Origin of the sequence: Hyphomicrobium methylovorum, assembly GCF_013626205.1 — a bacterium.
GTDB lineage: Bacteria > Pseudomonadota > Alphaproteobacteria > Rhizobiales > Hyphomicrobiaceae > Hyphomicrobium_B > Hyphomicrobium_B methylovorum.
The window spans coordinates 997,122-1,022,624 of sequence record NZ_QHJE01000001.1 but is presented as its reverse complement, the minus strand read 5'-3'; the positions used below and the strand labels follow the sequence as shown (position 1 = coordinate 1,022,624).

Below are 25,503 nucleotides of genomic sequence, written 5' to 3'. Positions count from 1 at the left end.
CTCACTGGCAGCGAGCTACCATCCCGACGAAGGCACCACATAAGATCTGTTCTAATAAATGGCATAGATCGATAGGTCGGTGTGATAGTTTCTCTCTATTTTATAATCTGCCGCCCCTACATTCGAGGCGGCCGAGAGGCCCACTTTCTTTCTCAAAATCGACCAACATCCATGCGCGATGAAATACGCAGTATGCGGCCAATGCTGCGAGAAGACCGATCCGAGATGGCGCCTAGAGAAGCAATGAGAAGTGCGCGCGAGCGAATCAATAGCTCGGCAAATCGCTAAGCAGAAAGCCCGGTTTAATTAGAGAAACGCAGCCAAATAAAATCGGCCCGTGTTCGCGGAAGTGACGGGATAACGCCACGGGCCGCATGCTGCTGCGGCGCACAATTCTGACGATTGAATGTGCTGGTGATCTAAAACGCGCCGACAGCAAGTCGCGGGGATAATTTTGTGCCGCAACTCACAAAGTCGGCCTTATTTCGCCGGTCCTGATGCGCCACTTTTTGTTGAAAACCTAAGTTCCATTCGGCGCGCGGTGTCGGGTTCGCCTCCGCGTGCGATGCGCGGAGCGGCATGAGGCGAACAGATAGAAGCCGCCTCAGCCGAACTTATCGTAGCGAATGGCCTGCGGTGACAGCTGCCCTTCTGTGATCAGAACGCGGAGAGCGGCATCCACCATAGGAGGCGGTCCGGCGAGGTAAGCCATCGCATTCTGGTACTGATTAGCCATCGAAGCGGCCATCGCCGTGTGAACGAACCCGCTGGTAAGCAACACCTGCTCGTAGTTGGGATGACGCTCCTGCGGCGGAGTTTCGTTAGACAGGGCAAGCGTTACGGCCAGACCGCCATCGGACTCGATGACGTACTTTGCAAGCTCATCGAGATAGAAGCCGTCTTGCAATGTTGGCACCCCGAAGAAAACGTGCCCTCGGTGGCGCTTGAAATATTCGGATCGCGTTGCGCGCTCGAGGATCGACATCATCCCGGCGATACCCGACCCGCCAGCCACGATAATCAGATCTTTGTCTTCGCTGGTATCGAACGTTGCGCGGCCGAGCGGGCCGTACACGTCTATCTCTGCGCCGTCGATCTCGTTGGAGAAAAGCCAATCGCAAAACCCGCCCGACGGCTTGCGTTTCACAAGGAAAACGATGCGGTTCGTCTCGGCTTCATAGTTGACCATCGAATAGGCGCGCGCACCGATCACGGAGGGTGTGGTGAGGATCGCAAACTGCCCAGCTTGAAATGCCATCGGCTCTGACAGATTGACCGCAAACTCAACGACGTCGTGGGTCAATCTTCGGCTGTCGCTAATCGTTCCTTTGGTTTTTGCTGGCGTGGCGGCGTCCGCGGTTTGCGTAATCTTTGCAGGCACCCGCACGAGACAATCGGTTTTCGGGCGCGCCTGACACAACAGAATGTCGCCCTTGTCTCGCTTGAGTTTCGCAAGCGCGGGAGATGCCTCCCAACCGATGTCGATCTCGCCGGTCATCAGACGGCCGCGACAGCTACCGCAGGTTCCAGTTGCACATTCGTAGGGAAGGGAGACGCCGGCATTCAGCCCCGCGTGCAGAAGTGCTTCCCCTGGCTGGCAGGGAAATTCAAAGGCACCCGTCGGCGTCTGAATGGTGACTGTCACGATATCTTCGGCGTGCGAGGCGGCCCGTGGCGCCAGGCACTCAGCTTTGGCTAAAGAAGTCATCGTCGAATTCATCCTCGCTTTCAAAATCGTAGACGAGTTCTTCGACCATGTTCACGAACAACGCGCCGTCTTCCTGACGCGTCTCGTAAACCTTCAGCGGCTTTTCGGTTTCGCCGAGCATGCCCAAGGTACGGAGATCCCAAGCCCAAAGATGCTTCGAGCATGTCAGTACGCAATTCGCGACAATTCCTGATTCATCGAGCGGCTCTTCCATATGCGGACAGACCGGTGGAATAGCCCTGAAACCGGAGCCATAGTTCGTAACGAGAACGTTCACCCCTTCGACGTCGAAGAGCTTCGCGGTGTTCACCGCCAGGTCCCCAACGTCGCAAATCTTTTTCCACGTCATTGCGACACTCGTCCCGTAATTAGAGCGGCCAGTGAGAGCCCTTGTCGAGCCGGCGATTGTCTAGCTTGAGCTCGCGCTTCAAGAAGATGCCTTTGCCGTTTTCTATCTTCAGGGTGTCCATGTATCTGCCGATCACGAACAGTCGGCTTTCGCCCGCATCGATGTGCGAATGCGTTCCATCCAGCATGTTCTGAAAAATAAGCACGGAGCTGACGGCCGTTGCCGTCTTCCCATCCTCAGAGGGCTGCACGGAGTAGACCGTGGTGTGCCGATGCAGCGGCGAGTGATCTGTGTTGTGCTTCGGAAGAAGGTCCACAAGATGATGCAGATCCTTCTTGTTCGCTGCGAGATACGTCATGTCGTAATTGATTTCAGGGCTGAACGACGTGATCGAATATTCGAAACTCTCGTCGCACAGCGACAGCCAATCGTTCCACTTCTGAGCATCGAGGAACATCGTTGCTTGATAGATTGCGTCGCGAACGGTCTCGCAGGTTGACACTGTCATCTCTCCAAAGATTATCGTTGGGAGAGGACGAGGCCGTAGCCGTCATCCTCCCACCTTTGTCACTGGGAACGGTTGGGTTTTCCTATTCCGCGGCCGTAACGGCTTCCGTTTCCTTCGGCGCCGAATACGGCTTGTCCGGACTACTCGGAAGTCTGTTCAGCCAGCGACCCCACTCGTCGTAATAGTGGCGCATACCGTTCTCATCGTGGATCGTCTGATTTTCCTGGCGACCATGAAGCACGCGACGCGCTTCAGTTCCTGGCAGCATCGTATTGCCCTGACCTTGAACCCCGATGAGATCCTCATGCAGATTTCGGCCGAATGGTCCCCAGATCGAGTTGTGATGATTGATCCGGGTCATGCGGTCTTCTTTGGAGTCGCTCTTCAAACCCAATCCGCGGAACTCGATCATCGTCTTGTTCGGGCCGAGCGGCGTGACGACGTCACACCGAAGTGCCGAACCGCGCAGATTGAAATTGATGCCAGGGAACAGATCGATCATGTACCACTGGTTAGGCGGCAGATGAGGGAATGACAGCGCCGCGCGGCTTTCGAAGCCTTCGTACTTGTCATAGTTCACTTCGAACGTGCCGACGACAATGTGTCCATTGTCGAATGCTTCGTTCTTCCGCGCGAAGTACGCATCGTTAAATCCCGTGACGCGGTTATGGTAGTGCATGAAGTCGTGATAAAATTCGCAGTTCGTGTCGTGCCACAGTTTGTAGTTCGTATCGACGATGGCCTTATGGTAGTGGAACACTTCCAGCGGCTCAGCTTCGAGTGACTTGCGAAGGCACTCGAACGGCTTGCCAGCCCAGGTTTCCAAATCCGGCGCTTTATCATTCAGGTTGACCCAAACGAACCCGCCGAACTTCACCTCGCAACGAAGGCGACGGAGGCCGACATCGTCTTTGCATAAACGATCCTGGTAGCCTTCCTTTTCACGGCTGACGTAGACGCAGCTACCCTTCATGTCGAACTGCCAGCCGTGGAACATGCAAGTCATGCGCTTCGGATTGCCGGATGGCTGACCCTCGTAGAAGCTGCCGGACGGGCGCCGCTCGATCATCATCCCGCGATGGGGGCAAACGTTCAGGAACGCGCGGACCTGGTTGTCCGGACCGCGGCAAACAATGATGGGTTCGCGTGCGATTGACGACGTGCGGAAATCATAAGGCTTCGGAAGCTCCGACTCGTGGCAGACCGGAATCCACGTGCTTTTGAAGATCTTCTCGTTCTCTTCTTCAAAAATCTCATGGTCGGTGTAAACGCGGCTGTCGATCCACTCGCCTTGTTCGAGCGGGGGCTTGGCCATCCACTGATTGTGGTTTCGTGCAGCCATCCTCGGGCCTCCTTATAGGTCTTGTCCTGAACGATCCGCGTCATTCAACGCGCTTCATCAAGCAATAGCAGTCCGGATAAGGACTGAGGAGGTTTGGGGCGATTAAAGTTCGTTATGCATATATAGGCAGGACCCACGGTTCGTACGCCATTTATGCGTTGCACCTATTCCGCCCTGCGATTGCTTTTAGGCTTTAGACGGCGCGATGCGCTGCCGCGACAAGCATATATAAAGTGGAGCTTTCTATATTGGCCGGAATGCCAATCGCAGGCGTTCTGAAATTGGTTGAAGCGCGGCTGTACAACGCGTGATGAATTACGAAAGAAGTTGGCAGGCGACGTCAATAACGATCACGAAACCCACCAGCACGAGCAGTACCGAAACACCGATCTTGAGTGTCGTCGCTGGCACCTGATGGGCGAGGTGTGCGCCAAACCAGCATCCGATAGCCAACGCGATCGCTAGCGCTCCGCCGAGGTAAAGATTGATTGTGCCCATTGCCAGATTGCTGAGCGTGGCGACGATCGAAATCGGAAGCTGGATGACTTGGCTGAGACCGATCGCGCCAAGAAGCGGCTGCTGTTGCCACATAAGAAGAGGAACAAACAGCAACGGGCCGCCCGTGCCGCTGGCCGTCGACAAAAAGCTTGTAAACGCCCCAGCCGTAGCTAGACGCCCAGATGATAGCGGAGCGCCCGACGGGTGGTCTCCATAAGCCTTGCCGAAGATCGTTTGCAGCCCTGACAGCGCCGCCAGTGCGCCAATCAAACATTTCAGTACCAGCGGTGAAACCGCCTGAACGGCGAGACTACCGAGGAGCGCCGCCGGAACTGCGGAGGCAACGAGAACGCGCGCCGAATTCCACTGAATCGAGCCCTGTCTCGAGTATTGAATCGTTCCGACGATACCCGTGAGGATGAAACCCATCAGAGCGGCGGCGATTGCCATCTGGATCTCAATGCTCATGAGGTAAGTCAGAGCGGGCACAACAATCACGCCGCCAATTCCAACGCTCCCAATCAAGAAGCCAGCAACCAGCCCGATAATAACGATCGTCGTCACGTTCCGCCCCCGGTCTCGGTGGCAGCATAGACGACCCCGCATGAGATTTGGATTGGATGTCTCAATATCAAAGTTCGGCGCATCTTAGTCGCGGCGAACAAGCATTTTCCCAAGCCGCATGGCTCGCCACTGCGAAGCTATTCGAAGCGAGCCACTCAACATTGGTAGAAGCTATAAATGAATCGCTCGCGCCTTACTTCGCGAGATGTTTGCTGCGTCTCGTTCGAATTCAAGAGCACGGAATAATTCGAATTAGGATCGGACTATGGCCTGATCCGAAATTTCAAATTTTTTTTACGTCCGTTACCGCGAAGAGTGGTGCGCGTTCGCGCAGACTGCCGACAAAGGCGATCAAAGGACAGCGTCGCATCCAAGGGGTAGCGGCGTCAGCCTGCGGTTAGGACAACGGAAATGCTGTAATAAAGGAAAACAAAATGCTGTCTCGCAGTGCTCGGCCGATTTTTGACATGCGGAGCCGCCCGGCCTTCTTGCATAAATTTTTTGGATCTACACCTTCCACTCCGGAATATGAGGTTGTGCGCTGGCTCAACAAACGCGTTGGTAGCCGCGACGTCGATCATTTCACACGCGCACCGGACGCAAAAGCATTCGTCGCGGAAATGGACGCAGCTGGAATCACCGCCGCGACGATGGTTGCGAGAAGCGTGCCCGGCGTCCGCGTCACGAACGATGCACTTGCAGAAGTCGCGAAAACCGCGCCCGACCGGCTTCTTGCCGTTGCATCGGTCGATCCGATCGAAATCGGCGTTGAGGCTGCTGTTGCGGAAGCAAAACGCGCTGTTCAGGTTCTTGGCCACAAGGGGATCAACGTCGACGCGGGGTTCTATGCCGAGCCACTCAAAGCCAATGACGATCGCTTGATGCCGCTTTATGAGCTGTGTCAGACGCTCGGCGTGCCGGCATTTGTGATGTCGGGCCCGACGACGCCGGATCTTTCGTTCAACGATCCCTTCGCAGTGGAAGTCGTTGCGAAGACATTTCCAAAGTTGAAGATCGTTTGCTGCCATGGCTTCTATCCGCGCATCGCAGACATCGTGACAGTCGCGTTTCGGAACGAGAACGTATTCGTCTCGCCCGATATGTACACCTTCTCGCCGGGCGGCGGCCTCTACGTAGAAGCGGCAAACGGATTCATGAAAGATCAGTTTCTGTTTGGCAGCTCCTACCCGTTCCGGCCGATGAAGCAGGGCGTAGAAGATTTCCAGGCTCTAGGGCTTTCGGAAGACGCTTATGAAGCGGCGACGTTCAAGAACGCACAGCGGCTGTTCGGTGTCACCGTTGATGCCTAAGTCCGCGATACTCGACTATTGAGTTGCCGCGAGAAGATCGTCCCAAGCGCGAAAGAGTTCTGGCCGCGCTTGGGCAACATGCAGCCCACATTTCTTAGCTCCGCCCCCTCTGAAAATCGAAAAGGGACCGGCTCTGTCCCAGCGTGCAATGGGATCTCCGAAGCGTCCGCCACAACCATCCGACCGTCGCCCGACGATCGGCCAGCAGCCGCTTCCAGGATGAAATGCGGCAAGCCGGGCGGACTCTGATATTAGCGGCCGCCTAACCAACCCGGGAAGCGAGCCAACATGTCCGCTAGTGAGAACCCGGAAAACCGGCTACGCATCCGCAAATATGACATCCTTGGCAGTATGCACCGTCAACTTCATCATTGAAGCCGGGGGCGACGCCTTTCTGCGAAAAGCCTTGTAACCATGACCTTCCCGTCAGCCCATCCCACGCTCGGGCGCGCCCTTGTCGCGCGCGGCTATTCGGTTCCGACCGCCGTCCAGCTTGCGGTTCTCGAAGCCAATACTGCGGGGCGGGATTTGCTGGTGTCGGCTCAGACCGGCTCCGGTAAAACCGTGGCCTTTGGGCTGGCGATCGCCACGACGCTACTGGGGGAAGCTGAGCGGTTGCCCCAGGCCGCCGAACCACTCGCCCTGATCATCGCGCCCACCCGCGAACTCGCTCTGCAAGTGCAGCGCGAACTCGACTGGCTGTACAAGGACACGGGCGCCCGCGTCGTCACCTGTGTCGGCGGCATGGATGCCCGTGCAGAAGCGCGCCAACTCAGCTTTGGCGCGCATATCGTCGTCGGCACGCCCGGCCGTTTGCGTGACCACCTGGAACGGCAGCGTCTCAATCTAACCAAGCTCGCCGCCGTCGTTCTCGATGAGGCGGATGAGATGCTCGATCTCGGCTTCCGCGAGGATCTCGAATTCATTCTCGACGCAACGCCTGAGACACGCCAGACGCTGTTGTTCTCCGCCACCATGCCGCGCGATATCGAAGCACTTGCGCGACGCTACCAGCGCGACGCTGTTCGCATCGAGACGCTGAGGCGTAACGAACAGCACGCCGATATCGAATATCGCGCCATTCGCGTCGTTCCAGGCGATGTCGAGAATGCTGTCGTCAACGTATTGCGATTTTACGAAGCGGGTGCCGCGATCGTGTTCTGCTCGACGCGTGAAGCCGTAAAGCGGACCCACGCGCGCCTCGTAGAGCGTGGCTTCTCCGCTGTGGCGCTTTCGGGTGAACTGACCCAGAACGAGCGTACGCACGCGCTGCAAGCTCTACGTGACGGCCGCGCCCGCGTTCTCGTCGCGACGGACGTGGCAGCGCGCGGGCTCGACTTGCCCGCACTCGCTCTCGTTATTCACGCCGACCTCCCGAACGATGCCGAGACGCTGCTTCACCGCTCCGGCCGCACGGGCCGCGCGGGAAACAAGGGCTTGTGCATGTTGATCGTGCCGTTCAACCGCCGGCGCAAAGCCGATGCGCTGTTAGCCGGTGCCAAACTCAAAATCACATGGGGTCCGGCTCCGACAGCGGACGAGATTCGTGCGCGCGATCAGGAGCGTTTCCTCGCCAGTTCCGTCTTCACCGATCCCGCGACGGAAGAGGACGCGAAGCTCGCGGAGGCCCTCAAGGCCGGACGCACAGCGGATGAGATCGCCCTCGCACTCGTGCGGGCGCATCGCGCCCAATTACCGGCTCCAGAAGATTTGGCCGAGGATACCGGTCCGCCGCCGCGGCGCGATGGTCAATCGCGGGGAGCGCGGGACCGTTTCCAGAATCGCGATGATCGCAGTCATGCGCCACAAGATCGAGACAACGGCGCGAGCCGGGGTGATCGCCGTCCGCCGCGCCCCGTGAGAGATCATGGCGGTGAAATGGTGTGGTTCCGCGTCGACATCGGCCGCGAGCGCAAAGCAGATCCCCGCTGGCTCCTTCCGCTTCTCTGCCGTGCCGGAGATGTGACGAAGTCTGAGATCGGCGCGATTAAGATTTTCGGCCGCGACACGCGCTTTCAGGTCGCCGCCGAATTCGCGGACAAGTTCGCAGAGGCCGCGAGTTCGATGAAGCCCAATGAGGGGCGGATTTCGCGGCTCGGCGCGTCCATGGGCGACGATACGGGGATGGGGGATGGTCCGGCCCACCACACGAGACCGGCGCGGAAAGACGGCGAGCCCAAGGGTGCCAACTCGTCTAATCGGCACTCGGAATCTTACGCCAAGAAGCCATGGCAAGATCGAAAGAAGGGGAAGGGCGAAGGTCATCCCCATCGCAAGGGCGACGGAGCGAAAAGCCAATCCAAGGCTTCAAAGCCTCACGATGGCTCGCCGAAATCACACGGCGCTCACAAGCCAGTGTCTAAATATGCCCACAAGAAGAAGCAGCGCGAAGCCTCGCAGACCTAAGCATCGCGCGTCATCAACCTGAAGCGAGCCGCTCATCCCGCCGGCCGCTCGCCTGCGCGCTGGGCGGTTGCATTCGCCATCCGGCCGGAGCCGAGACGGCTACTCCCACGTGCGCTCGGTCGTCTGTGCACGCACGGCTGAGTAGGTAAGACCCAGCCGCTCGCCGAAACCCGGCCTAGCCCGATTTTTCTAAATTAGTGAGGGGATGGTGCCCAGAAGAGGACTCGAACCTCCACGCCTTTTGAGCGCTGCTACCTGAAAGCAGTGCGTCTACCAATTCCGCCATCTGGGCGATGTGCTTCGCGTGTCAGGTAAATTGAGCGGGGCAGGAAGTCAATCGCCACGGTGCTATGATCGGGCCGCGCGATCGCGGCATCCTGCCCTCGGGGGCATCCGGATGATGATATCGCTGTTCTGACGGCAATTTTTCCCCAGAAGGACATGGTGCCGCTTCCCTTGTCGATTCCACGACGATACATGTTTGTAAGCAGTGCTTGACGGAGCAGAGGAGCGGCATGGCAGACAGCGGGAAACTGGCAACGGTCTTCGGAGGCTCCGGCTTTGTCGGCCGATACATCGTGCGCAGCTTGGCGCAGCGCGGATGGCGTGTTCGAGCGGCGGTCCGCCGCCCGGATCTGGCGGGCTTCCTGCAACCGATGGGGGTTGTCGGGCAAGTCCACGCCGTGCAGGCGAACCTGCGCTTCGCCGACTCCGTTGCACGGGCCCTGGAAGGTGCCGACATCGCGATCAACGCCGTTGGTATTCTTGCGCCAACAGGCGCCCAGACATTCAATGCCGTACATACCGAAGGCGCACGTCACGTCGCCAAGGCAGCTCGCGAACTCGGTGTGAAGCACCTGGTGCATATATCTGCGATCGGCGCAGATCAGGGCGCGAAGGCCGAGTATGCGCGCACCAAAGCTGCGGCAGAGGCAGCCGTCTTCCAGGAGTTTCCGAGCGCTGTTGCTCTGCGGCCGTCGATTGTATTCGGTCCGGAAGACCAGTTCTTCAATCGCTTCGCGGCTCTTGCCCGCTTAAGCCCCGCATTACCGCTGATCGGCGGCGGCCGAACGAAGTTCGAGCCGGTGTTCGTCGGCGACGTTGGGGCGGCCGCGGTCAATGCCGCGACGGGCCTGGGTACGCCCGGTACTGTCTATGAACTCGGTGGTCCAGAAGTTCTCACCTTCAAGCAGCTTCTCGAAGCCACATTACGCTATGCCGATCGCAGTCGGCTGCTCATCCCGGTGCCGTTCTGGATGGCGCAGTTGCAGGCGCTGGCAACATGGCCTCTGCCGAACGCAATTCGACCTATCACGGTCGATCAGGTTCGGCTGTTGAAGTCGGATAATGTCGTATCGGAAGCGGCACGGCGCGAAGGGCGCACACTCACGTCACTCGGCGTCGCGCACCCGGCAGCAATCGAGCTGATCGTTCCGCAATATCTCGAACGCTTCAAGCCGAAGGGCCAATACGCGCATTATCGCGCCTAACCGGCCCCGCGAATACACATCCTCGAAAAACAATGAAGCCGCCCGGCATCGCCGGACGGCTTCGCTAAGAGTCGATCTGCAACCCGACGATGTGATGGCGGCCGCTTTAGTGCAGCGGGGCAATCGCCAGCTCATCTTCCTGCGCATGGCCGATAGCCGCCTGAAGCGTATCTGTCAGCGCGATCGGGGTGCCATCCGCGGCGTGCAGTGAAAAGAGTGGAATACCTTTCGGCAATCCCTGGATCTGAGGAAACATGGTGGTCGCCTCATCAGAGGTCAGCGTCTTGATGTACGCGACTTCTCCGCCGCCCAGATGCGCGAGTTCGAACTCGCTCATTATAGGCGCGATCACGTGGTCAACCGATTTCGTTGTAGTGTGCTTCATGACGCTCTTCCTCCATGTCTTGAGGTCGGGCTCTCTGCGAGTATCCGAAAATTGCGGCCAATCGTGGCCGTAGGGATGTCTGCGCGTTTTCCGATCCTCCGACGATTCGGTCGCGAGGGCTGTAACGGGAAAGACTCAGGTGCCATTGGCTTTTGCTCCAGTCGTCCTTCCGATTTCGATCCGTCTGATGAGACGCTCGGGCTCTAGCCGTTGCAAATCGATAGCCAGAAGTCCGTTTGCAAGGTCGGCGCTTTTGACTTCGATACCGTCCGCTAAAACAAACGTTCGAGAGAACTGCCGGGATGCGATTCCGCGATAGATAAAATCGCGCGCTTTATCGTCCTGCTGTTTACCTCGGATCGTCAGTTGCTTGTCTTCGAGGGTTATCTCAAGATCGTCACGTGAAAATCCCGCAACGGCGAGCGTGATGCGGAGCAAATCCGACACGGAACCGTCGTTTGGGTCCGCGATCCTTTCGATATTGTAAGGTGGATAGCCGTCGCCGCCGCCTTTAGCGGCCCTGTCGATCAGCCTTTCAATGTCCTCGAAACCCAGCAAAAGCGGATTAGAGAGGGCAGTCATGCGTGTCATGCGAAGGTCCTCTATCAAGCGACCGTCAATCGGATTGGAGCGCCCGGGGGCCGCTCTTCAGGCACCGTCGAAATCGCCCGGCGCTTGATAACGATATGGGATCGGCTGACGTACGTTCAAGCTCCGTCGCCGCCACATTTGTCATACAACCAGGGAGCGATCTGTCCGCCGCGGCACGGGGCGATCTGCCTTAGTCCTGCCGGTCTGGGAGGCGATGGAGAGCGGCTTCACCTCTAAGACGGAGATTGCCGATGATCCTGCGACCCGTGTTCGCGCTGCTGATGGTGGCGTCGAGCGCAGCGATGTCTCTTTCCCAAGCCTCCGCCGCCGAGCCAAAAGACGGATCGGCAGCCGCCACGACCGAAGCCGAAGTTGTCCTCACGCCTGAGGAGAAAGCGGAAAAGAAAGCGCGACGGGCCTGCAAGGTTGCTCTCTGCAAAGGCCTCCACGCCAAGGATGCGAACGCGGGCACCGTTGCCTGTCACGTCGTCAAGAGTTGGCGGCAGGAACAGATGGTGAAGCTGGTCGGCAAGCTGAAGGTCAAATGGCCCTATGAGGGCGTGCATTGCGCAACCGACGTCAGCGTCAAGGGCAGCGATCTGGCAAAAGCGATGTCTGAACCGAAGGCTGAGCTTGTTCTCGACAAGCACACGGTAACGTGTTCGGTCGCGAGGAAGGAGCAAGACGCGACCGAGTTCAAATTCGAGTTATCGCCGAAGATCAAGTTCGAGAATGGCAAGGCCGCTTCCGCGCACGCCAATTGGGGGAAGATTGAAGCGCCGACCTTGATCAAGAGCGCATTGTGGACGGCTACAGCGGCCGACAATACCGTCAATATCCTCTCGAGCACGATTGTCGAAGAGGTCAATGAGTTCGCTTCAAAGAAATGCGACGAGGTAAAGGACGAGTGGGCGTCGAAACGCTAGTCCGGCCGCACTGCACAAACCTTTACTGTTACAATGTTATTAGAGGCGCTTATGAGATCCAATCGCAAATACAATTGGCTCTCATTACAACTTGCTTCTAAATAAAACTCCGTAGTGAAGCTACACGTCTCATTTTGGAGGAAACAATGAAAACGTGGTCGAAGCCTGAAGTTCGTGAGCAGGAAGTTGGTCTCGAAGTCACCAGCTACCTCCCGGCCGAAATCGATCTCATCTGATAAGAAGAGGTTGGCCGTTTAGGTCGAACTTCAAGCGATGGCTGAGAGATCAGCCATCGCTTTTTTAATGCGACGCACGTCAACCCACTTGTGCGGCGCGCTTTTCTTCAAGCTCCAGCCATCGCGTTTCGGCATCCTCGAGCCGCTGCTGCGCCTCTGCGATACGCGCGCTTGCAGCGTCGAACTGAGCCCGGTCGCGCGTGAACAATTCGGCGTCTCCCAGCTTCTTGCTGAGCGCCCCGATTTCAGCTTCGAGTTTCGCAATTTCACCAGGAAGCGTTTCGAGCGCGTGCTTTTCCTTAAATGAAAGCTTTCCTTTGGACGCGCCGCGAGACGGCTCGGACGGCGCGGTCGCGGCTTTCCTATCGGACGAATCCGCTTCGGTCTTGCGCCGCTTCGTCAATTCCTCGCCTTTGCGCTGGGCCAGCATATCGGAATAGCCACCCGCATATTCGGTCCATTCGCCATTTCCGGTCGGCGCGATGACACTCGTAACGATGCGGTCGAGAAAATCGCGATCGTGGCTGACGAGCAGAAGTGTGCCCGGATAATCGAATAGCAGCTCCTGCAGAAGGTCGAGCGTTTCGAGATCGAGATCGTTCGTCGGCTCGTCGAGCACCAAGACGTTCGATGGTTTTGCCAGCGCACGCGCGAGCATGAGCCGGGCCCGCTCTCCGCCAGAAAGGACGCGGATGGGTGATAGGCGCTGCTCCGGCAGGAACAGAAAATCCTTCATGTAGCTCGCGACGTGACGAGCCTTTCCGTTGATGACGACCTGATCGCCGCGCCCGCCCGTCAGCGCATCCGATACGGTCCAGTTGGGATCAAGCTCATCGCGCCGCTGATCGAGCGTCACGACCTCAAGGCTTGCGCCATGGCGAATGGTGCCGCTGTCGGGCTCAATCTGCCCGGTCAGCAATTTGAGCAGTGTCGTTTTCCCGACGCCGTTGGGACCGATCACGCCAAGGCGGTCACCGCGCATGATCTTCAGATTGAGGCCGGAGATAAGGTCCGTCTCGCCGTATCCTTTGGAAAGATTTTTCGTCTCGACAATCAGTTTGCCGGACTGGCTGCCTTCCGCCACGTCGAGGCGCACGCTGCCGACGGAGTGGCGCTGATCGCGCACCTCTTGCCGCATCGCGCGCAGTTCGCGAACGCGCCGCACGTTGCGCTTGCGACGGCCGGTAACGCCGCCGTGCATCCATTGGTCTTCGCGAACGATTTTCCGGTCGAGTTTGTGACGCTCGAGTTCTTCCTCTTCGAGCACCTTGTCGCGCCAGTCTTCAAACGAAGCAAAGCTCTCTTCGAGACGTCGCGTCCGGCCGCGATCGAGCCAAACCGTCGAGCGCGAAAGCGTTTCGAGGAAGCGACGATCATGGCTGATCAAAAGCAATGCCGACCGCGTGGACTTGAGATGGTTCTCCAGCCATTCGATCGCGGTGAGGTCGAGATGGTTTGTCGGTTCGTCGAGCAGCAGCACGTCGGGCCTCGCAGCCAGCGCGCGCGCCAAAGCGGCCCGGCGCGCTTCGCCACCCGAAAGCCGCTCCGGGTCGTCGGTACCGTTGAGACCAAGGTCGCTGATCATATAATCGGCAGCGTAATGGTCGTCGGTCGGCCCGAGCCCCGCGACGACGTAATCGCGAACGGTCGCGAAGTCACTGAAGTCCGCTTCCTGAGCCAGATAGCGCACGCTTGCATTGGGATGCTGAAAGCGTTCACCGTGATCCGGCTCCAAAAACCCGGCAGCGATTTTAAGCAGCGTCGATTTGCCTGAACCGTTTCGGCCGACAAGGCAGATGCGATCGCCGGCTGCGACTGTCAGTTCCGCGCTTTCGAGAAGCGGCGTACCGCCGAAAGTCAGCTGGATATCTTTGAGGGTAATGAGAGGAGGTGCCATGCGGCCCTCGTAGCCGTGACGGACGCGAGACGCAATCCCATCTCCCTCAGCTATAACAGCGCTGGCCTCAGCGCTGGCGGCCGGCTCGACGAAGGAGAGTCGCCAGCGCCAAGGGAGACTTCGGCCGGCTTGACAAAGGAGAGTTGCCAGCGCCCAAGGGAGGCTTCGGCCGGCTCGACGAAGGAAGTTGCCAGCAGTCACGCAGGCCAGCTCAACAGCAGCGGCTGATTTTGCCCGTGCCTTCCCCATAGCGATTGGCCTGCCGCTCGCGGAAGAATTCCTCGTACGACATAACCGGTTCCCCAGGATGAGCTTCCTGACGGTGCCGAACATAGCCATCATAGTCCGGCAGGCCGATCATCAGTCGCGCGGTCTGGACGATATCCTTGCCCCAGAGCAACAGGCTCGTGGAGATGCCGGAGGAGGAATTGGGCTTGCTCATCACCATCACTCCGCAGCAACCATCACGGCTTCGCGCGCCGTGACCGTGGGGTTGGAAAGCGCTTTGACGATCGCCGAAATACCAAATCCGATCATCGCGACGACGAGCCCGATCAAAAGCGCGGTCATCGTCGCGTTGACGTGATCGTTGAACACGATCCGGCTCATGTCCTCCAGCGTCTTCGCGGGGGCGATCAACTGTCCGGCACTCAATGCCGTGCCGAACTTCTCGGCATGCGCAAGAAAGCCGATTGCCGGATCGGAGCTGAAAATCTTCAGCCATCCGGCCGTCAGCGTGCACAATGCAACCCAAAACGCCGGAATGATTGTCACCCACGCGTAGCGCTGCCGCTTCATCTTGAACAGGATGACGGTGCAAAGAATGAGCGCGATGCACGCGAGCATCTGATTGGCGATCCCGAACAGCGGCCAAAGCGTATTGATGCCGCCGAGCGGATCGACAACGCCCTGATAAAGGAAATACCCCCACCCTGACACCGCGATGCCCGTCGCGACGACGTTAGCGGTCCAGGAGCGCGTATCTTTGAAGCGTGGGCTGAACGATCCGATGAGATCCTGAATCATGAAGCGCGCCACCCGCGTTCCCGCGTCGACGGTTGTGAGAATGAAAAGCGCCTCGAACAGAATTGCGAAATGATACCAGAAGGCCATCATCGCTTTGCCGCCGACCGCGCTCGAAAGGATTTCCGCCATGCCGACGGCGAGAGTCGGTGCGCCACCGGTACGCGACAGGATCGTCGCCTCGCCGACATCTTTTGCAGCGTCCTTAAGCATCTCCGGCGTGATGGCAAATCCCCAGCCGGAAATCACAGCCGCCGCCGACTCCGGCGTGTTGCCGATCAACGCTGCTGGACTGTTGAGTGCGAAGTAAAGTCCAGGGTCGATCGCTGTCGCTGCGACCAGAGCCATGATCGCAACGAAGCTCTCCATCAACATGCCGCCATAGCCGATGAATCGCGCGTTGATCTCGTTGTCGAGCATCTTCGGTGTCGTTCCCGACGAGACGAGCGCGTGAAATCCTGAAATCGCGCCACATGCGATGGTGATGAAAAGAAATGGAAAGAGGCTGCCGGAGAACACCGGACCAGTACCGTCGATAAATTTCGTCACCGCGGGCATTTTAAGATCAGGCAGCACAAAAAAGATTCCGAGCGCGAGACCGGCGATGGTTCCAATCTTCAGGAACGTCGAAAGGTAATCGCGCGGCGCCAGCAGCATCCAAACCGGCAGCACGGACGCGACAAAACCATAACCGATCAGCATGATCGACAGTTGTTCGCCCGTGAAATCGAACATCGGCCCGAGCACCGGGTCTTCCGCGACGTGGCGCCCGTAAATGAGCGAGGCCATCAGTAGTACGAGGCCGATCAGCGACATCTCGCCAACGCGGCCGGGCCGGATATAGCGCCCCCAGACGCCCATCAGAATCCCGGTCGGAATGGTCATGAAAACCGTGAACGTCGCCCATGGGCTTTGCTTCAGCGCCTTGACGACGACGAGCGCCAGCACGGCAAGCAGGATGACCATAATCAAGAGCACGCCGACCATGGCGACCGTACCGGCGAACTCGCCAATCTCGGAGCGGATCATGTCGCCCATTGAGCGTCCGTCGCGGCGTGTGGATGCCCAGAGAACGATGAAGTCCTGCACGGCGCCAGCGAAGACGACACCGATGATCAGCCACAGCGTTCCGGGCAGATACCCCATCTGCGCGGCGAGCACCGGCCCGACGAGAGGACCAGCCCCCGCGATCGCAGCGAAGTGGTGGCCGAACAGAACAGTCTTATTCGTCGGACAATAGTCGAGGCCGTCGTTAAAGCGGCGCGCTGGCGTCAGCCGGTTGCCATCGAGCTTTAACACCCGCTCCGCGATAAACAGGGCGTAGAAGCGGTAAGCGAGAAAATAGGTGCATATTGCAGCCGTCACGAGCCAGGCGGCGTTGATCGTCTCGCCCCGCGATAGCGCGACCACTCCAAGTGATACCGCGCCAGTGACGGCGACCGCGGACCACAGCACGTAGGCTCGAATGCTCTGCATGGGTAACGCTCAGCTTTGCTTTGTTAAAAAAGTGATGCGGCTTTTAACATGCAAAGCCCTTGTGGGAGGACAAAAAGCCTGGAAGGACTCGGCGCGCCGCGATTGCTCAAGCCTAGGCCATTAGGCTCCAGGTGGACAATCGACGAGTATCAGTCGCTACAGGCGAGCGACTACTTGGTCGATCAAAGCGGTTCGGATCGATGTGCTCGTCCCGGTTAAAGTGGGAGTTCGGCCTGCGATTGCTCGAGCTCAGCCCCACCCTCCAATGCAAGCAGAAAGCGCTTCGCATCGAGGCCACCGGCGAACCCCGTCAACGCGCCATTGCCGCCGATGGCGCGATGGCAAGGCACAATGATCGAGATCGGATTGCGCCCGTTTGCTGCCCCCACGGCCCGCGCACCGTTCGGCACGCCGACCTCCCTGGCGAGATCTCCATAACTGCGCGTTTCGCCATAGGGAATGCGCGTCAACGCCTGCCAAACCTTGCGCTGAAACTCGGTACCTCTAGGCGCGAGGGGTATGTCGAAGGCAGTTCGCGTGCGGGCAAAATATTCTGCTAGTTGCACCGTTGTCGCGCGCAGGATCGGATGATCCGGATCGAATGTCTGCTCATCAAGCATCACCCGCTTGGGATTGTCCTGCGGCCACAGGATCGCAACGAGTCCATAAGGACTCGCCACCAGCTTCAGCTCCCTGACAGGAGACGGCACGAGGCTATATGAGTTCATAGACGTCAATACATCAGCCGTATCTTCGCGGTCCATCGCCCGATTTTCCTGGTGGTCGTCAAAGAGCGGATCGGCGTGCGCCATCGGCGAGGTCTCAACTCATGTTGCGTCGTGGAAGATGATGCCAAGCGTGTGACGGCGGCCGCTTAGAATCTCGCTGACGCCGTGACGAAGGTTGACGCGATAGACCCCGCGTGTGCCGCGGACGGGACGATGATGAACCGCAAACACAACGCCATCTCCTTGCCGCAGCCCCACGACGGCGGCGCGCGATTGCATGCGCGGCCGTTGCTCGGTCAGCACGAACTCGCCGCCGGTGAAATCACGTTCGGGCTCGGATAGCAGGATCGCAACCTGAAGCGGGAAGACATGATCCCCATAGAGGTCCTGATGCAGACAATTGTAGTCGCCCGCAACATATTGCAGGAGAAGCGGCGTCGGCCTCGTCTGTCCCGCATCGTGGCAACGTTTGAGGAATTCGGCGTGCGCCTTCGGATATTGCACGTCGATGCCCATTTCCATGTTCCAGCGGTTGGCGATGCGGGCGAGCTCCGGATAGAGCGCCGTGCGCAACGTCCCGATGGGCTCAGGCAACGGATAGGCAAAGTATTTGTATTCTCCTTTGCCGAAGCCGTGCCGCGCCATGACGATACGACTGCGGAATGACGCGTCCTCAGGATACATGCCGGCAATTGCCGTGCAGGTCTTCGCCGTCAGCAGCCCCGGCATGACTGCGAAGCCCTTCGCGTCGAGACTGGCTGCAACATCTGACCAATCGACGTTCGGCGAAAACGACGGCGTTGTCTCCAGGGCAGCGGCTTGTCTCATCGGTTGTCTCCGGCTTCTGCCTTGCGGTCCAACAGGCCCGCTCTTTCAAGAATGCGGCGGGTCCTTACAGACGCCGACGCGCTTGCCGGTTTGCCGTTCGCTCATGGTCATGTTCTTACCGCCCATCTTCATATCGAACACGCCCGAGAAACGATCGGGCCAAAGCTGGAACTTGGCCCACGCGACCGCTTGATTGTGCCCCTCGCAGACGAGGTCGAAGCTCAGAGTCTGATCCAACAGTTTGACATTAGAGGCGGGACACCGCGCCAACGGATTGTTTTCGCTCAGCACGACAATGCCGTGCGTGTCGCCACCCGTGATGCAGACTTTGGCAGTCTTTTGCACGCCCATATCCTCGACGTGCGGAAGCTCCAGGCGCATCTGCACTTCATATTCGCCGGGCTGCAGAACGGCGTCTTCCGCGCTTGCCGCAGCGGGAATGACGAGCAACGTCATGAGATGTAGAAAGCGCATGCGTATTCCTCCCTGCTGCGCGCATCAGCTTTCACCATGTCAGACGGGGCGCTGCGACCCGTTTCTTGCTTTTGAATTCGGAAGGCCAACGTCCATCGCTCGTCGCCGAGCCCCTGGAGAAGTAAGAAAATTCGACGGCAAGAAACGGATAGCCAACAATCGTCGCGCAACCGCTTCGTTGGAGAAAACCATCGGAGAATCACATGACGGCAGCTCGACGTTTTCTGCTCCTGGTAATCGGCGCGTCTCCATTATGGGCGCAAGGCGCTTGGGCGGACAGCCTGCAGGATGGCCTCTACAAAGTGTCGGTGATGCTCGACATGGGCCAGACCGAGGACCTCAATGCGCGCAAGACGACTGAGATCTGCGTTCGTGCCGACACGCCAGATCATGCGCACGGATTCTTTTTGCTGACGGACAACATCCAACTTGCCCACTGCCCAGTGAAGAACGTCGTCAAGGGCGATAAGCAGATCACGTTCTACATCATCTGCGATGGAATTGACGCCGGACGCGCCTCCGCCGTCTATACGCTCGAACCTGATGCGTTTGAGGGGCGGTACGTCATGCGCATGGGAGGCAAGAACATGACCATGCGCGAAACCCAATCTGGCCGCCGGGTCGGCGATTGCCCGAAGTAAATCTCGATCGGACATTATGTGAAGAGCGGAGGCCGAAAGAAGACTGATCAATAAATACGAGATCTATCTCACTGCCGCAAAATCAATTTGAACCGATGGCGGGCTCATGCCTGCTTAATTCTGGGAGGGAATATTCTTATTCGACGGCGCGCTCGTGGACGAGATTCCCTACGTCGCGTCTCGATCCGCAACCGTACGGCATAATTCTGTTTTCAAGCCCGTCGATAGCTTCAATATTTCGCTGGCGCGGCTTTGCCAATCGCTCCTCGCCGCATAGCTGGAAAGGCGCTGCCGGATGTCAGTGTTGGAGCTTCGCGCGACAGCCGAATCGACCGCCTGAGCAAAGTTCTCGGAGCCGTCAGCAACCGCGACAACATCCGCATATCTTTCGCAATCGGGTAACGGCGAGGATACGACTGGTATTTGGAGAGCGAAGTATTCGTATAGCTTAAGAGGCGATGTGGCCGCCGTGATTTTATTGACCACAAACGGTATCATGCCGACATCGAACCACACCGCTAAGTTTGGAAGTGTATGATAGGGAAACGGCGGCAGGATAAAAAGGTTTTCAGGCAACGCCCTGTTCTCACGCCTCCACTTTGCGAGCGAGCCATCGAAGTCAGGACCTATTAGAACAAAGCTAAAATCGCGCCGGGCGCGAGCGACGCTAGAAACGAGGTCAAAGTCGAGCCAGCAGGCCAAAGCGCCGAAGTAGCCGACTATGGGTTTAGCTAAATCGACAATCGCACGCATCTCTTGCGGCAGAACGCTGTAGTTACGAACAGTTTTGTAGTGCGCGCAATCCACCCCATTAGGTACGAGGGCAAGGTTCTTAGTCCGATAAGTCCGCGCTTCTCGCATCAGATTTGGCGCCACGCATACAACCAGAACGCTTTCCTCTTTAAGAAGGTCTGAGTGGGCCATTAAGTGGTTCTCAGAAATAGGCCCGAGACTGATCCTCGGATCAATCTCGTCAATGTAGTCATAAATAATCTTCCATTGTTGTGCCTGCGCTTCTGGCAAAAAATTCGTGCCGAGTTGGTTGTCCGTTGACATGACCAAAACGATGGCGTTCCCGGGCAGCAAGTCCTGCCAGCGTGTCCGGTAGTTTACTACGATGAGCCGTTCCGAGGCGCTCCAGAACCCTAGCACGCTGTCATAACCGGTGAGCGGCGAACCATAGACGACAACATGCCCTAGCGAAGCTATTGCCTTAGCAAGATGCTGGCAGCGTTGCCGATAGGGAAAGCGATAATCGCAAGTCGCAAGGATTAGAACCGGTGGTCGATCAGCCGGGCTGTTGTCAATTGCGGCACGCAGTTTGGAGAACCACAGTGGTTTAGTAATTTTGCTGACGCCAGGCAGAAGAAATCGGTTCACTGCAACACGCAATAAGGCTTGCCAACCCTCTTGCTTAATAATGTTGATTGCAGTCGCTAGCCGTTTAGGAGCGCGATCGAGAAACGAGCGAATCGGTGCCTGCTCACCTCTCATGAGCGTGCAACACTTTGCTTCGTATACTGGATGCGCAAGCCTCTTGAAGCCAACTCATCAAGTTGATCTTCGTGCGCGAATACTACATTTAAGGGAATCGTCGGCGCGTTAGAAAGTTCGAGGACATGCGCGGACATCCCATCTTTTTGCAGCTGCATTGCAATATAGCCGATTTCCCGCAGTATTGTCCCAACATCAAGAATCGACCGGCTTTTTTCAACTAGCAAAAGCGCCTTGGAAGTTCTTAATGTCCTCATCAGCCCTCGAACCACCTCTCTTTCGAAACCTTCTACGTCAATCTTTATCGCAGTCGGCTTTAGATCGAGACTATCCCCTGGCCTGACGACGGAGTTGGAGCGCAGAAACATGACTCGACCATCGGACGCCATGTCGCGCATATATTTGAGTTGCTGACTAGATTTCAGCGTCGGTAGATCCATCGAAGCCAGAGGCGTGATCGCATAGCCATCGATTATCGGAGTGAAAAGTGTCCGCTCCGACTCTTCCGCCCCTAATCCAAAGTCGAAGATCTCGACAGAGCCGAGTTTGGTCGCTACTTCCTCTAGAATAGGCGCAAGCAAGGTATTGGGCTCAAATGCCTTGATGGGAGTGAAAGGGGCGACAGTCCGTATAGACACGATCGACTGACCACTATTCGCACCTACGTCGAGGATGAGATCGTTGTGCCTCGTGAAATAGCGAAAGATCTCGAACTCAGCTTCGTGGAGTGGACTTGCGCCCACGCGCGACAATGCGGTGGCAGCAGCCTGGGAGACAGGCGCTGACAGATCTAGGACACCTGGCCAGCACTTCTTGTTGTCGTTCGGATTAGCTGGTGCCGAGTTCGTGATGTCGTCTAGAATTGCGATGCCGCCGAGGCCGAGTAGGTCTAGAATGCGTGTGTCCCAATTGTTGGACTTTGTGAAACGTTCCATCTCTTCGCGAGGTGGATTGATTTCCATCCAACTCTTTATGGCGTCGGCAAATCCGTCGACGGATGGCGAAATACTCACTCCAGGAATGTTTGGAATCCCAGCCATTTGCGTGGCGACCACAGGCAGGCCCATGGCGACGTACTCATAAACTTTTAAAGGATTTACAAAGTTGGTGACGTCTCCTGGAATGAACGGGATAATTCCAACATTGGCGTGGAGAAGATAAGCTGGCAGCTCTCGCTGAGGCTTAAGTCCGAGAAAATGGACATTCTCTAGTTCTTGGGAGATTTCCGTTTGTCGTTCGGGATTTACTCCGCCAACCATTACGAAATCAAAACTCGGCAATCTCTTGGCGCAGGCGCACAAAAGGTCCCAGTCGAACCAGTCGCCCCACATGGCGCCAGTGTAGAGAACAACATTGCGACCCTTCGGCAAATCACTAGGACGTTCGAGCGACGATTGCCGAAAGAATAGCCGGTCGTTTACGGCATTCTCAATCAGTGCAACATTGCGACCGCTGCGCTCCACAAGGCGCTCTTGAAGCGTTTTTGCCGAAGCAACGAGAACGTCGGATTGCCGGATGAAACGATGCTCAATCGCTTCGTTGTACCATTCCCATCCGAGTGAAGTCTGCCAGTTGTCGATGTAATCGTAGACGGTTGTGATTCTGTCTTTGAACCTCGACTTGAGAACGTCGATCACCGGCAACAGACTGGGATGGGGAAATTCCGAAATCACCATTACAGATAGGTTCTCGAACCGATCATAGCGATCCGCCAAATTATCTGCACTGAAATCCCGAAGTGCATAAAACTCGAAAAGCGATAAATCGATGTCGAAGTAGAGTTTGCGGCGTTCTTCGAAACTGGGGTAGATATTGACAAACACCACCTTGCAATTGCGGCGAGCGAACGCCATTGCCATCTGGCTGCATCTCTGACCGCCACCAGAATCGGTGAAGGGAACGCCGGACAATATCACCACTAGCTGGTCGATTCCCCGGCGCTCCACATCAATCAGGGCACGTTGCGAGCGCCCCGCAAGGTAGCCGTCGATCCAGGTTTGTGGGAGCCAAGTGTTGCTGGCATCGCGGGCGAGCGCGATTGGGTAAGCCCTGAAGTCGCCATAACCGGACTCGCCATCGCCACTAGCGTATTGATAAGAGAGCAGACTGGCTTGTTCGGCGTTGGACGGTGCGTCCCATATCACCCGCGCTAGGCTACAGACTGCCCAATGCTTCGACGCTTGTCGCAACTGAATCGCAAAGAGCGTGTCCTCTCCGGTTTTGGTGAGGTATTCGGGAAAGCCATTCGTCATTCGAAAAGTTTCGGTTTTCACCGCGAATGCCCGCGCCGATGGTAGGAATGTCGAGAAGTCGATCGTGTCAAAATCCCAGACGAATTGTTTGGAATACTCGTTCTGAATGGAAGCCTCGTATAGACCACAGGCGACATCGAGATCTCGAACTGTGCTGAAGGCTCCGACCAATTCCTTGCAAAAATCTGGCTTCAACACCGAGCCGGCGTCGATAAATACGATGATGCCCGTCGCGACCTTCTCGACTCCGATATTTCTCCCCCGCGCTATGTTGACCTTGCCGGCCTCGACCAGATTTACCTCGAAGGGAGCGGAGACACTCCAGCGTCTCACCAATTCGATTGTTCTGTCCGTACTGCCGCCGTCGACCACGACAAGCTGGTGCGGTCGAACTGTCTGCTTTGCTAGAGAATCCAGAAATTCGACAATTGATTCCGCCTCATTCCTAACGGTTGTCACACAACTGAATGGAAGGCACGATCCGCTGAACGGCTTGTTGATGACGTCGAAACGGATGGGCTTGAGTGGATCAATCAGTGCGTAGGGATCGAACGGCTCCTCAATCATCGTAAAGGCCGACGAAAGCGTCGAAGCGGATTGCGGAACACCCGCTGTGAATTCGTGCCCGCCGCTAAGGCTTGCAGAGGATTGGTTTGGGGTTACAGAACCAAGAGACAGTCGGTTATGCGTCCAGGTCAAAGCGCCAATTAGCCCGTCCCGACGGATCAGACGGATAACGTGCGAGAGGCGCGTCCGCGTTGCTTGCGGTTTCGACGCCAACAGCCGCGCCGCACTGGAAGCCAACCGAAAAGGGTGCGTCGCTCTCCACGATGTCGATCTTGCCATCTCGTTACATTGGAACTCCCACTGATTTCTTTCGAAATCGGTGTTCGCAAATTGCTCGCGAAGCTGGGCGTTGGACACGGCTTCATTTTCTAGGCGGATAGCAAGATCGGAATTCTTTTTTTCCGCGGTCGCTAGTGAGGCCTTTAAGGCCGCTGCTTGTGCAGCATCCTTTTGCTGCGTTAGCTCGAAGTCTGCGAGACGCACGGCGAGGGTAGAGTTCAGCTCTTCAGCTTTCGCAAGAGCGGTTCTCAGCGCGGCAGAACCTTCCATCTCTTGCTGCAAGGCGTGTTCAGCTGCGGAGAGCCGTCGGTCCCGCTTCTGCTGCGCCACTTGAATACTATTTTGCCCAGCGATGTGAGAATTACTGAGCAGCCCCTCGAGCAGTTCCGCAAACTCAAGTGAGTTCCAAACCTCAGCGTCGCTGACACCCTTCATACGCAACGCTTCGAGAATCACGGCAAGCGTTGGCTCGCGTGTCGGTTCGACAGGAAATGCGGTTAAAAATTGCTGCCAGACAGCAGCTTCCGATCGCTCGCTCCGCACCCATTCCGACAATTCGCGATTGCCAAACTTGTCCTGCCCTTTATCGAGTTCGGTCTCCAATTGCTCCCGATTTACGGTTGCGAACCCGCGGCCGGAATAATTCCAGAAACCGGCCTGCTCCAACCGTTGGCGGTCAAGGAGTCCTTTGACACCGTCGTAGCCAACCAACAGGCAGGCTCGGTCCCGTGCCGCTGCTTCCAGGATTACGCGTCCCATACCCGCGACAAGCGAATAGTCCCGCATAATTTCCGGCAGCGAATTATTCCATCCGCGCAGCTCGACGAAATCAAAACCACCCTTATTCAAAAAGTCCAAAAGATAGGGCTTCGCCGGGCCATCGCCGTAAATGTGTAACTGCCTCCGTGCACTGTCCATCTTGGTAATGAGATCCATGAGACCCACCACCTTGGAACTATCGATCCGTCCCGCCCACATCCAGGGTCCATCGAGCGAGCTGCATCGCTCAATCGCTTGTTCCGGAATCTGCACTGCGTTGGGTAGAATGTGGGTCCGGCAAACCGCATTGGCCTGACAAATAAGTTCCACCTCGCGTGAGACGCAGAAAACGTTGCCGGCCGCAGGCAAAACAACCCCGCGAAATAATAGTTCAAGAACGTGACCCTTCATGCTGGTTAGCGAAACAGGGCCATGGAGTGTCAGCACAAACGGCAGTTGTGTAGCCTGCGCGACTAACGCTCCGACGACGTTGCTGTAGAATGGATGCGCATGAATCGCCGTTATATTGTGTGCGCAAATAAACTCGGCCATCTGCGTTAGTGTTTCGCGCAGTTGCCGGAACGACGTGGAGCTAGAGAGAAATAGTCCTCCTATACTTGCTTTGAAGAGTCCGGGTTTCACTTCATCGACTGATCCTCCGCTGGCGAGGAACATCTCCACCCCGTGTGAAGCAAGCGCCCGCGCTTGGCCCTCTATCTGACTTTCCAACCCTCCCCGGCTGAAATCATCGTACACCGTCAATAGGCGCATC

The 25,503-nt window shown here is 57.3% G+C and carries 21 protein-coding genes and 1 tRNA gene; 6 read left to right on the top strand and 16 right to left on the bottom strand.

Annotation, left to right across the window (positions count from 1 at the left end):
- Nucleotides 1-604 precede the first annotated feature (604 nt).
- The 5 genes from DLM45_RS05065 to DLM45_RS05045 form a co-directional block, all read right to left on the bottom strand.
- Nucleotides 605-1,645: a 2Fe-2S iron-sulfur cluster binding domain-containing protein gene (locus DLM45_RS05065; RefSeq protein WP_343062240.1), complete on the bottom strand. Its 1,041-nt coding sequence runs from the start codon at nucleotides 1,643-1,645 to the stop codon at nucleotides 605-607.
- 40 nt (nucleotides 1,646-1,685) lie between these two features.
- On the bottom strand, nucleotides 1,686-2,057 hold the full coding sequence (locus DLM45_RS05060; RefSeq protein ID WP_181336014.1) for a Rieske 2Fe-2S domain-containing protein: 372 nt from the start codon (nucleotides 2,055-2,057) through the stop codon (nucleotides 1,686-1,688).
- 19 nt (nucleotides 2,058-2,076) lie between these two features.
- Nucleotides 2,077-2,559 carry a nuclear transport factor 2 family protein gene (locus tag DLM45_RS05055; RefSeq protein ID WP_343062239.1) on the bottom strand — a complete coding sequence of 161 codons (483 nt, stop codon included), beginning with the start codon at nucleotides 2,557-2,559 and terminating at the stop codon, nucleotides 2,077-2,079.
- 88 nt (nucleotides 2,560-2,647) lie between these two features.
- Nucleotides 2,648-3,907: an aromatic ring-hydroxylating oxygenase subunit alpha gene (locus DLM45_RS05050; protein ID WP_181336005.1), complete on the bottom strand. Its 1,260-nt coding sequence runs from the start codon at nucleotides 3,905-3,907 to the stop codon at nucleotides 2,648-2,650.
- A 315-nt stretch (nucleotides 3,908-4,222) separates the two neighbouring features.
- On the bottom strand, nucleotides 4,223-4,969 hold the full coding sequence (locus DLM45_RS05045) for a TSUP family transporter (protein ID WP_181336003.1): 747 nt from the start codon (nucleotides 4,967-4,969) through the stop codon (nucleotides 4,223-4,225).
- Nucleotides 4,970-5,403: 434 nt separating this feature from the next.
- On the opposite strand from DLM45_RS05045, the gene DLM45_RS05040 reads away from it, so the two are divergent.
- A complete protein-coding gene (locus DLM45_RS05040) occupies nucleotides 5,404-6,279 on the top strand; it encodes an amidohydrolase family protein (protein WP_181336001.1) in 876 nt (291 codons plus the stop codon).
- Between the two features lie 414 nt (nucleotides 6,280-6,693).
- Nucleotides 6,694-8,685 (top strand): DEAD/DEAH box helicase, encoded by a 1,992-nt coding sequence (locus tag DLM45_RS05035; RefSeq protein WP_181335999.1) that lies wholly within the window; start codon nucleotides 6,694-6,696, stop codon nucleotides 8,683-8,685.
- Between the two features lie 206 nt (nucleotides 8,686-8,891).
- Here DLM45_RS05035 and DLM45_RS05030 read toward each other — a convergent pair.
- Nucleotides 8,892-8,977 (bottom strand) — tRNA-Leu (locus DLM45_RS05030).
- Nucleotides 8,978-9,200: 223 nt separating this feature from the next.
- Between DLM45_RS05030 and DLM45_RS05025 the strand changes: the two genes are divergently transcribed.
- Nucleotides 9,201-10,175, top strand: coding sequence for a complex I NDUFA9 subunit family protein (locus tag DLM45_RS05025; protein WP_181335997.1), 975 nt, complete (start codon nucleotides 9,201-9,203; stop codon nucleotides 10,173-10,175).
- A gap of 106 nt (nucleotides 10,176-10,281) precedes the next feature.
- On the opposite strand, the gene DLM45_RS05020 is transcribed toward DLM45_RS05025, so the two are convergent.
- Both DLM45_RS05020 and DLM45_RS05015 read right to left on the bottom strand, forming a co-directional pair.
- Nucleotides 10,282-10,560 carry a BQ00720 family protein gene (locus DLM45_RS05020; protein WP_246317161.1) on the bottom strand — a complete coding sequence of 93 codons (279 nt, stop codon included), beginning with the start codon at nucleotides 10,558-10,560 and terminating at the stop codon, nucleotides 10,282-10,284.
- Nucleotides 10,561-10,695: 135 nt separating this feature from the next.
- Nucleotides 10,696-11,151 (bottom strand): Hsp20 family protein, encoded by a 456-nt coding sequence (locus DLM45_RS05015; protein ID WP_181335995.1) that lies wholly within the window; start codon nucleotides 11,149-11,151, stop codon nucleotides 10,696-10,698.
- Between the two features lie 251 nt (nucleotides 11,152-11,402).
- On the opposite strand from DLM45_RS05015, the gene DLM45_RS05010 reads away from it, so the two are divergent.
- Both DLM45_RS05010 and pqqA read left to right on the top strand, forming a co-directional pair.
- A complete protein-coding gene (locus DLM45_RS05010) occupies nucleotides 11,403-12,077 on the top strand; it encodes a hypothetical protein (RefSeq protein ID WP_181335993.1) in 675 nt (224 codons plus the stop codon).
- A 146-nt stretch (nucleotides 12,078-12,223) separates the two neighbouring features.
- On the top strand, nucleotides 12,224-12,313 hold the full coding sequence (gene pqqA / locus DLM45_RS05005) for a pyrroloquinoline quinone precursor peptide PqqA (RefSeq protein ID WP_045838205.1): 90 nt from the start codon (nucleotides 12,224-12,226) through the stop codon (nucleotides 12,311-12,313).
- 79 nt (nucleotides 12,314-12,392) lie between these two features.
- Here pqqA and DLM45_RS05000 read toward each other — a convergent pair whose 3' ends face one another.
- The 6 genes from DLM45_RS05000 to DLM45_RS04975 all read right to left on the bottom strand — a co-directional run bounded on the left by DLM45_RS05000 (nucleotide 12,393) and on the right by DLM45_RS04975 (nucleotide 18,739).
- Nucleotides 12,393-14,210: an ABC-F family ATP-binding cassette domain-containing protein gene (locus tag DLM45_RS05000; RefSeq protein ID WP_181335991.1), complete on the bottom strand. Its 1,818-nt coding sequence runs from the start codon at nucleotides 14,208-14,210 to the stop codon at nucleotides 12,393-12,395.
- 211 nt (nucleotides 14,211-14,421) lie between these two features.
- The gene (locus tag DLM45_RS04995; protein WP_181335984.1) at nucleotides 14,422-14,652 is read right to left on the bottom strand and encodes a YbdD/YjiX family protein; all 231 of its coding nucleotides are present in this window, start codon (nucleotides 14,650-14,652) and stop codon (nucleotides 14,422-14,424) included.
- A gap of 5 nt (nucleotides 14,653-14,657) precedes the next feature.
- Nucleotides 14,658-16,709 carry a carbon starvation CstA family protein gene (locus DLM45_RS04990; protein WP_181335981.1) on the bottom strand — a complete coding sequence of 684 codons (2,052 nt, stop codon included), beginning with the start codon at nucleotides 16,707-16,709 and terminating at the stop codon, nucleotides 14,658-14,660.
- A gap of 215 nt (nucleotides 16,710-16,924) precedes the next feature.
- Complete coding sequence (locus DLM45_RS04985; RefSeq protein ID WP_425485197.1) at nucleotides 16,925-17,521, bottom strand: methylated-DNA--[protein]-cysteine S-methyltransferase; 597 nt, start codon at nucleotides 17,519-17,521, stop codon at nucleotides 16,925-16,927.
- 15 nt (nucleotides 17,522-17,536) lie between these two features.
- Nucleotides 17,537-18,166 carry a 2OG-Fe(II) oxygenase gene (locus tag DLM45_RS04980; protein WP_425485228.1) on the bottom strand — a complete coding sequence of 210 codons (630 nt, stop codon included), beginning with the start codon at nucleotides 18,164-18,166 and terminating at the stop codon, nucleotides 17,537-17,539.
- Nucleotides 18,167-18,310: 144 nt separating this feature from the next.
- Entirely contained in the window at nucleotides 18,311-18,739 is a 429-nt protein-coding gene (locus DLM45_RS04975; protein ID WP_181335977.1) for a DUF3617 domain-containing protein, read from the bottom strand.
- A 203-nt stretch (nucleotides 18,740-18,942) separates the two neighbouring features.
- Between DLM45_RS04975 and DLM45_RS04970 the strand changes: the two genes are divergently transcribed.
- Nucleotides 18,943-19,380 carry a DUF3617 domain-containing protein gene (locus DLM45_RS04970; protein WP_181335974.1) on the top strand — a complete coding sequence of 146 codons (438 nt, stop codon included), beginning with the start codon at nucleotides 18,943-18,945 and terminating at the stop codon, nucleotides 19,378-19,380.
- Nucleotides 19,381-19,548: 168 nt separating this feature from the next.
- Here DLM45_RS04970 and DLM45_RS04965 read toward each other — a convergent pair whose 3' ends face one another.
- Together DLM45_RS04965 and DLM45_RS04960 are read right to left on the bottom strand one after the other, a co-directional pair.
- A complete protein-coding gene (locus tag DLM45_RS04965; RefSeq protein WP_181335972.1) occupies nucleotides 19,549-20,874 on the bottom strand; it encodes a glycosyltransferase family protein in 1,326 nt (441 codons plus the stop codon).
- Complete coding sequence (locus DLM45_RS04960) at nucleotides 20,871-25,502, bottom strand: FkbM family methyltransferase (RefSeq protein ID WP_181335969.1); 4,632 nt, start codon at nucleotides 25,500-25,502, stop codon at nucleotides 20,871-20,873. The genes DLM45_RS04965 and DLM45_RS04960 overlap by 4 nt, the downstream gene beginning before the upstream one ends.
- Between the last annotated feature and the right edge of the window lies 1 nt (nucleotide 25,503).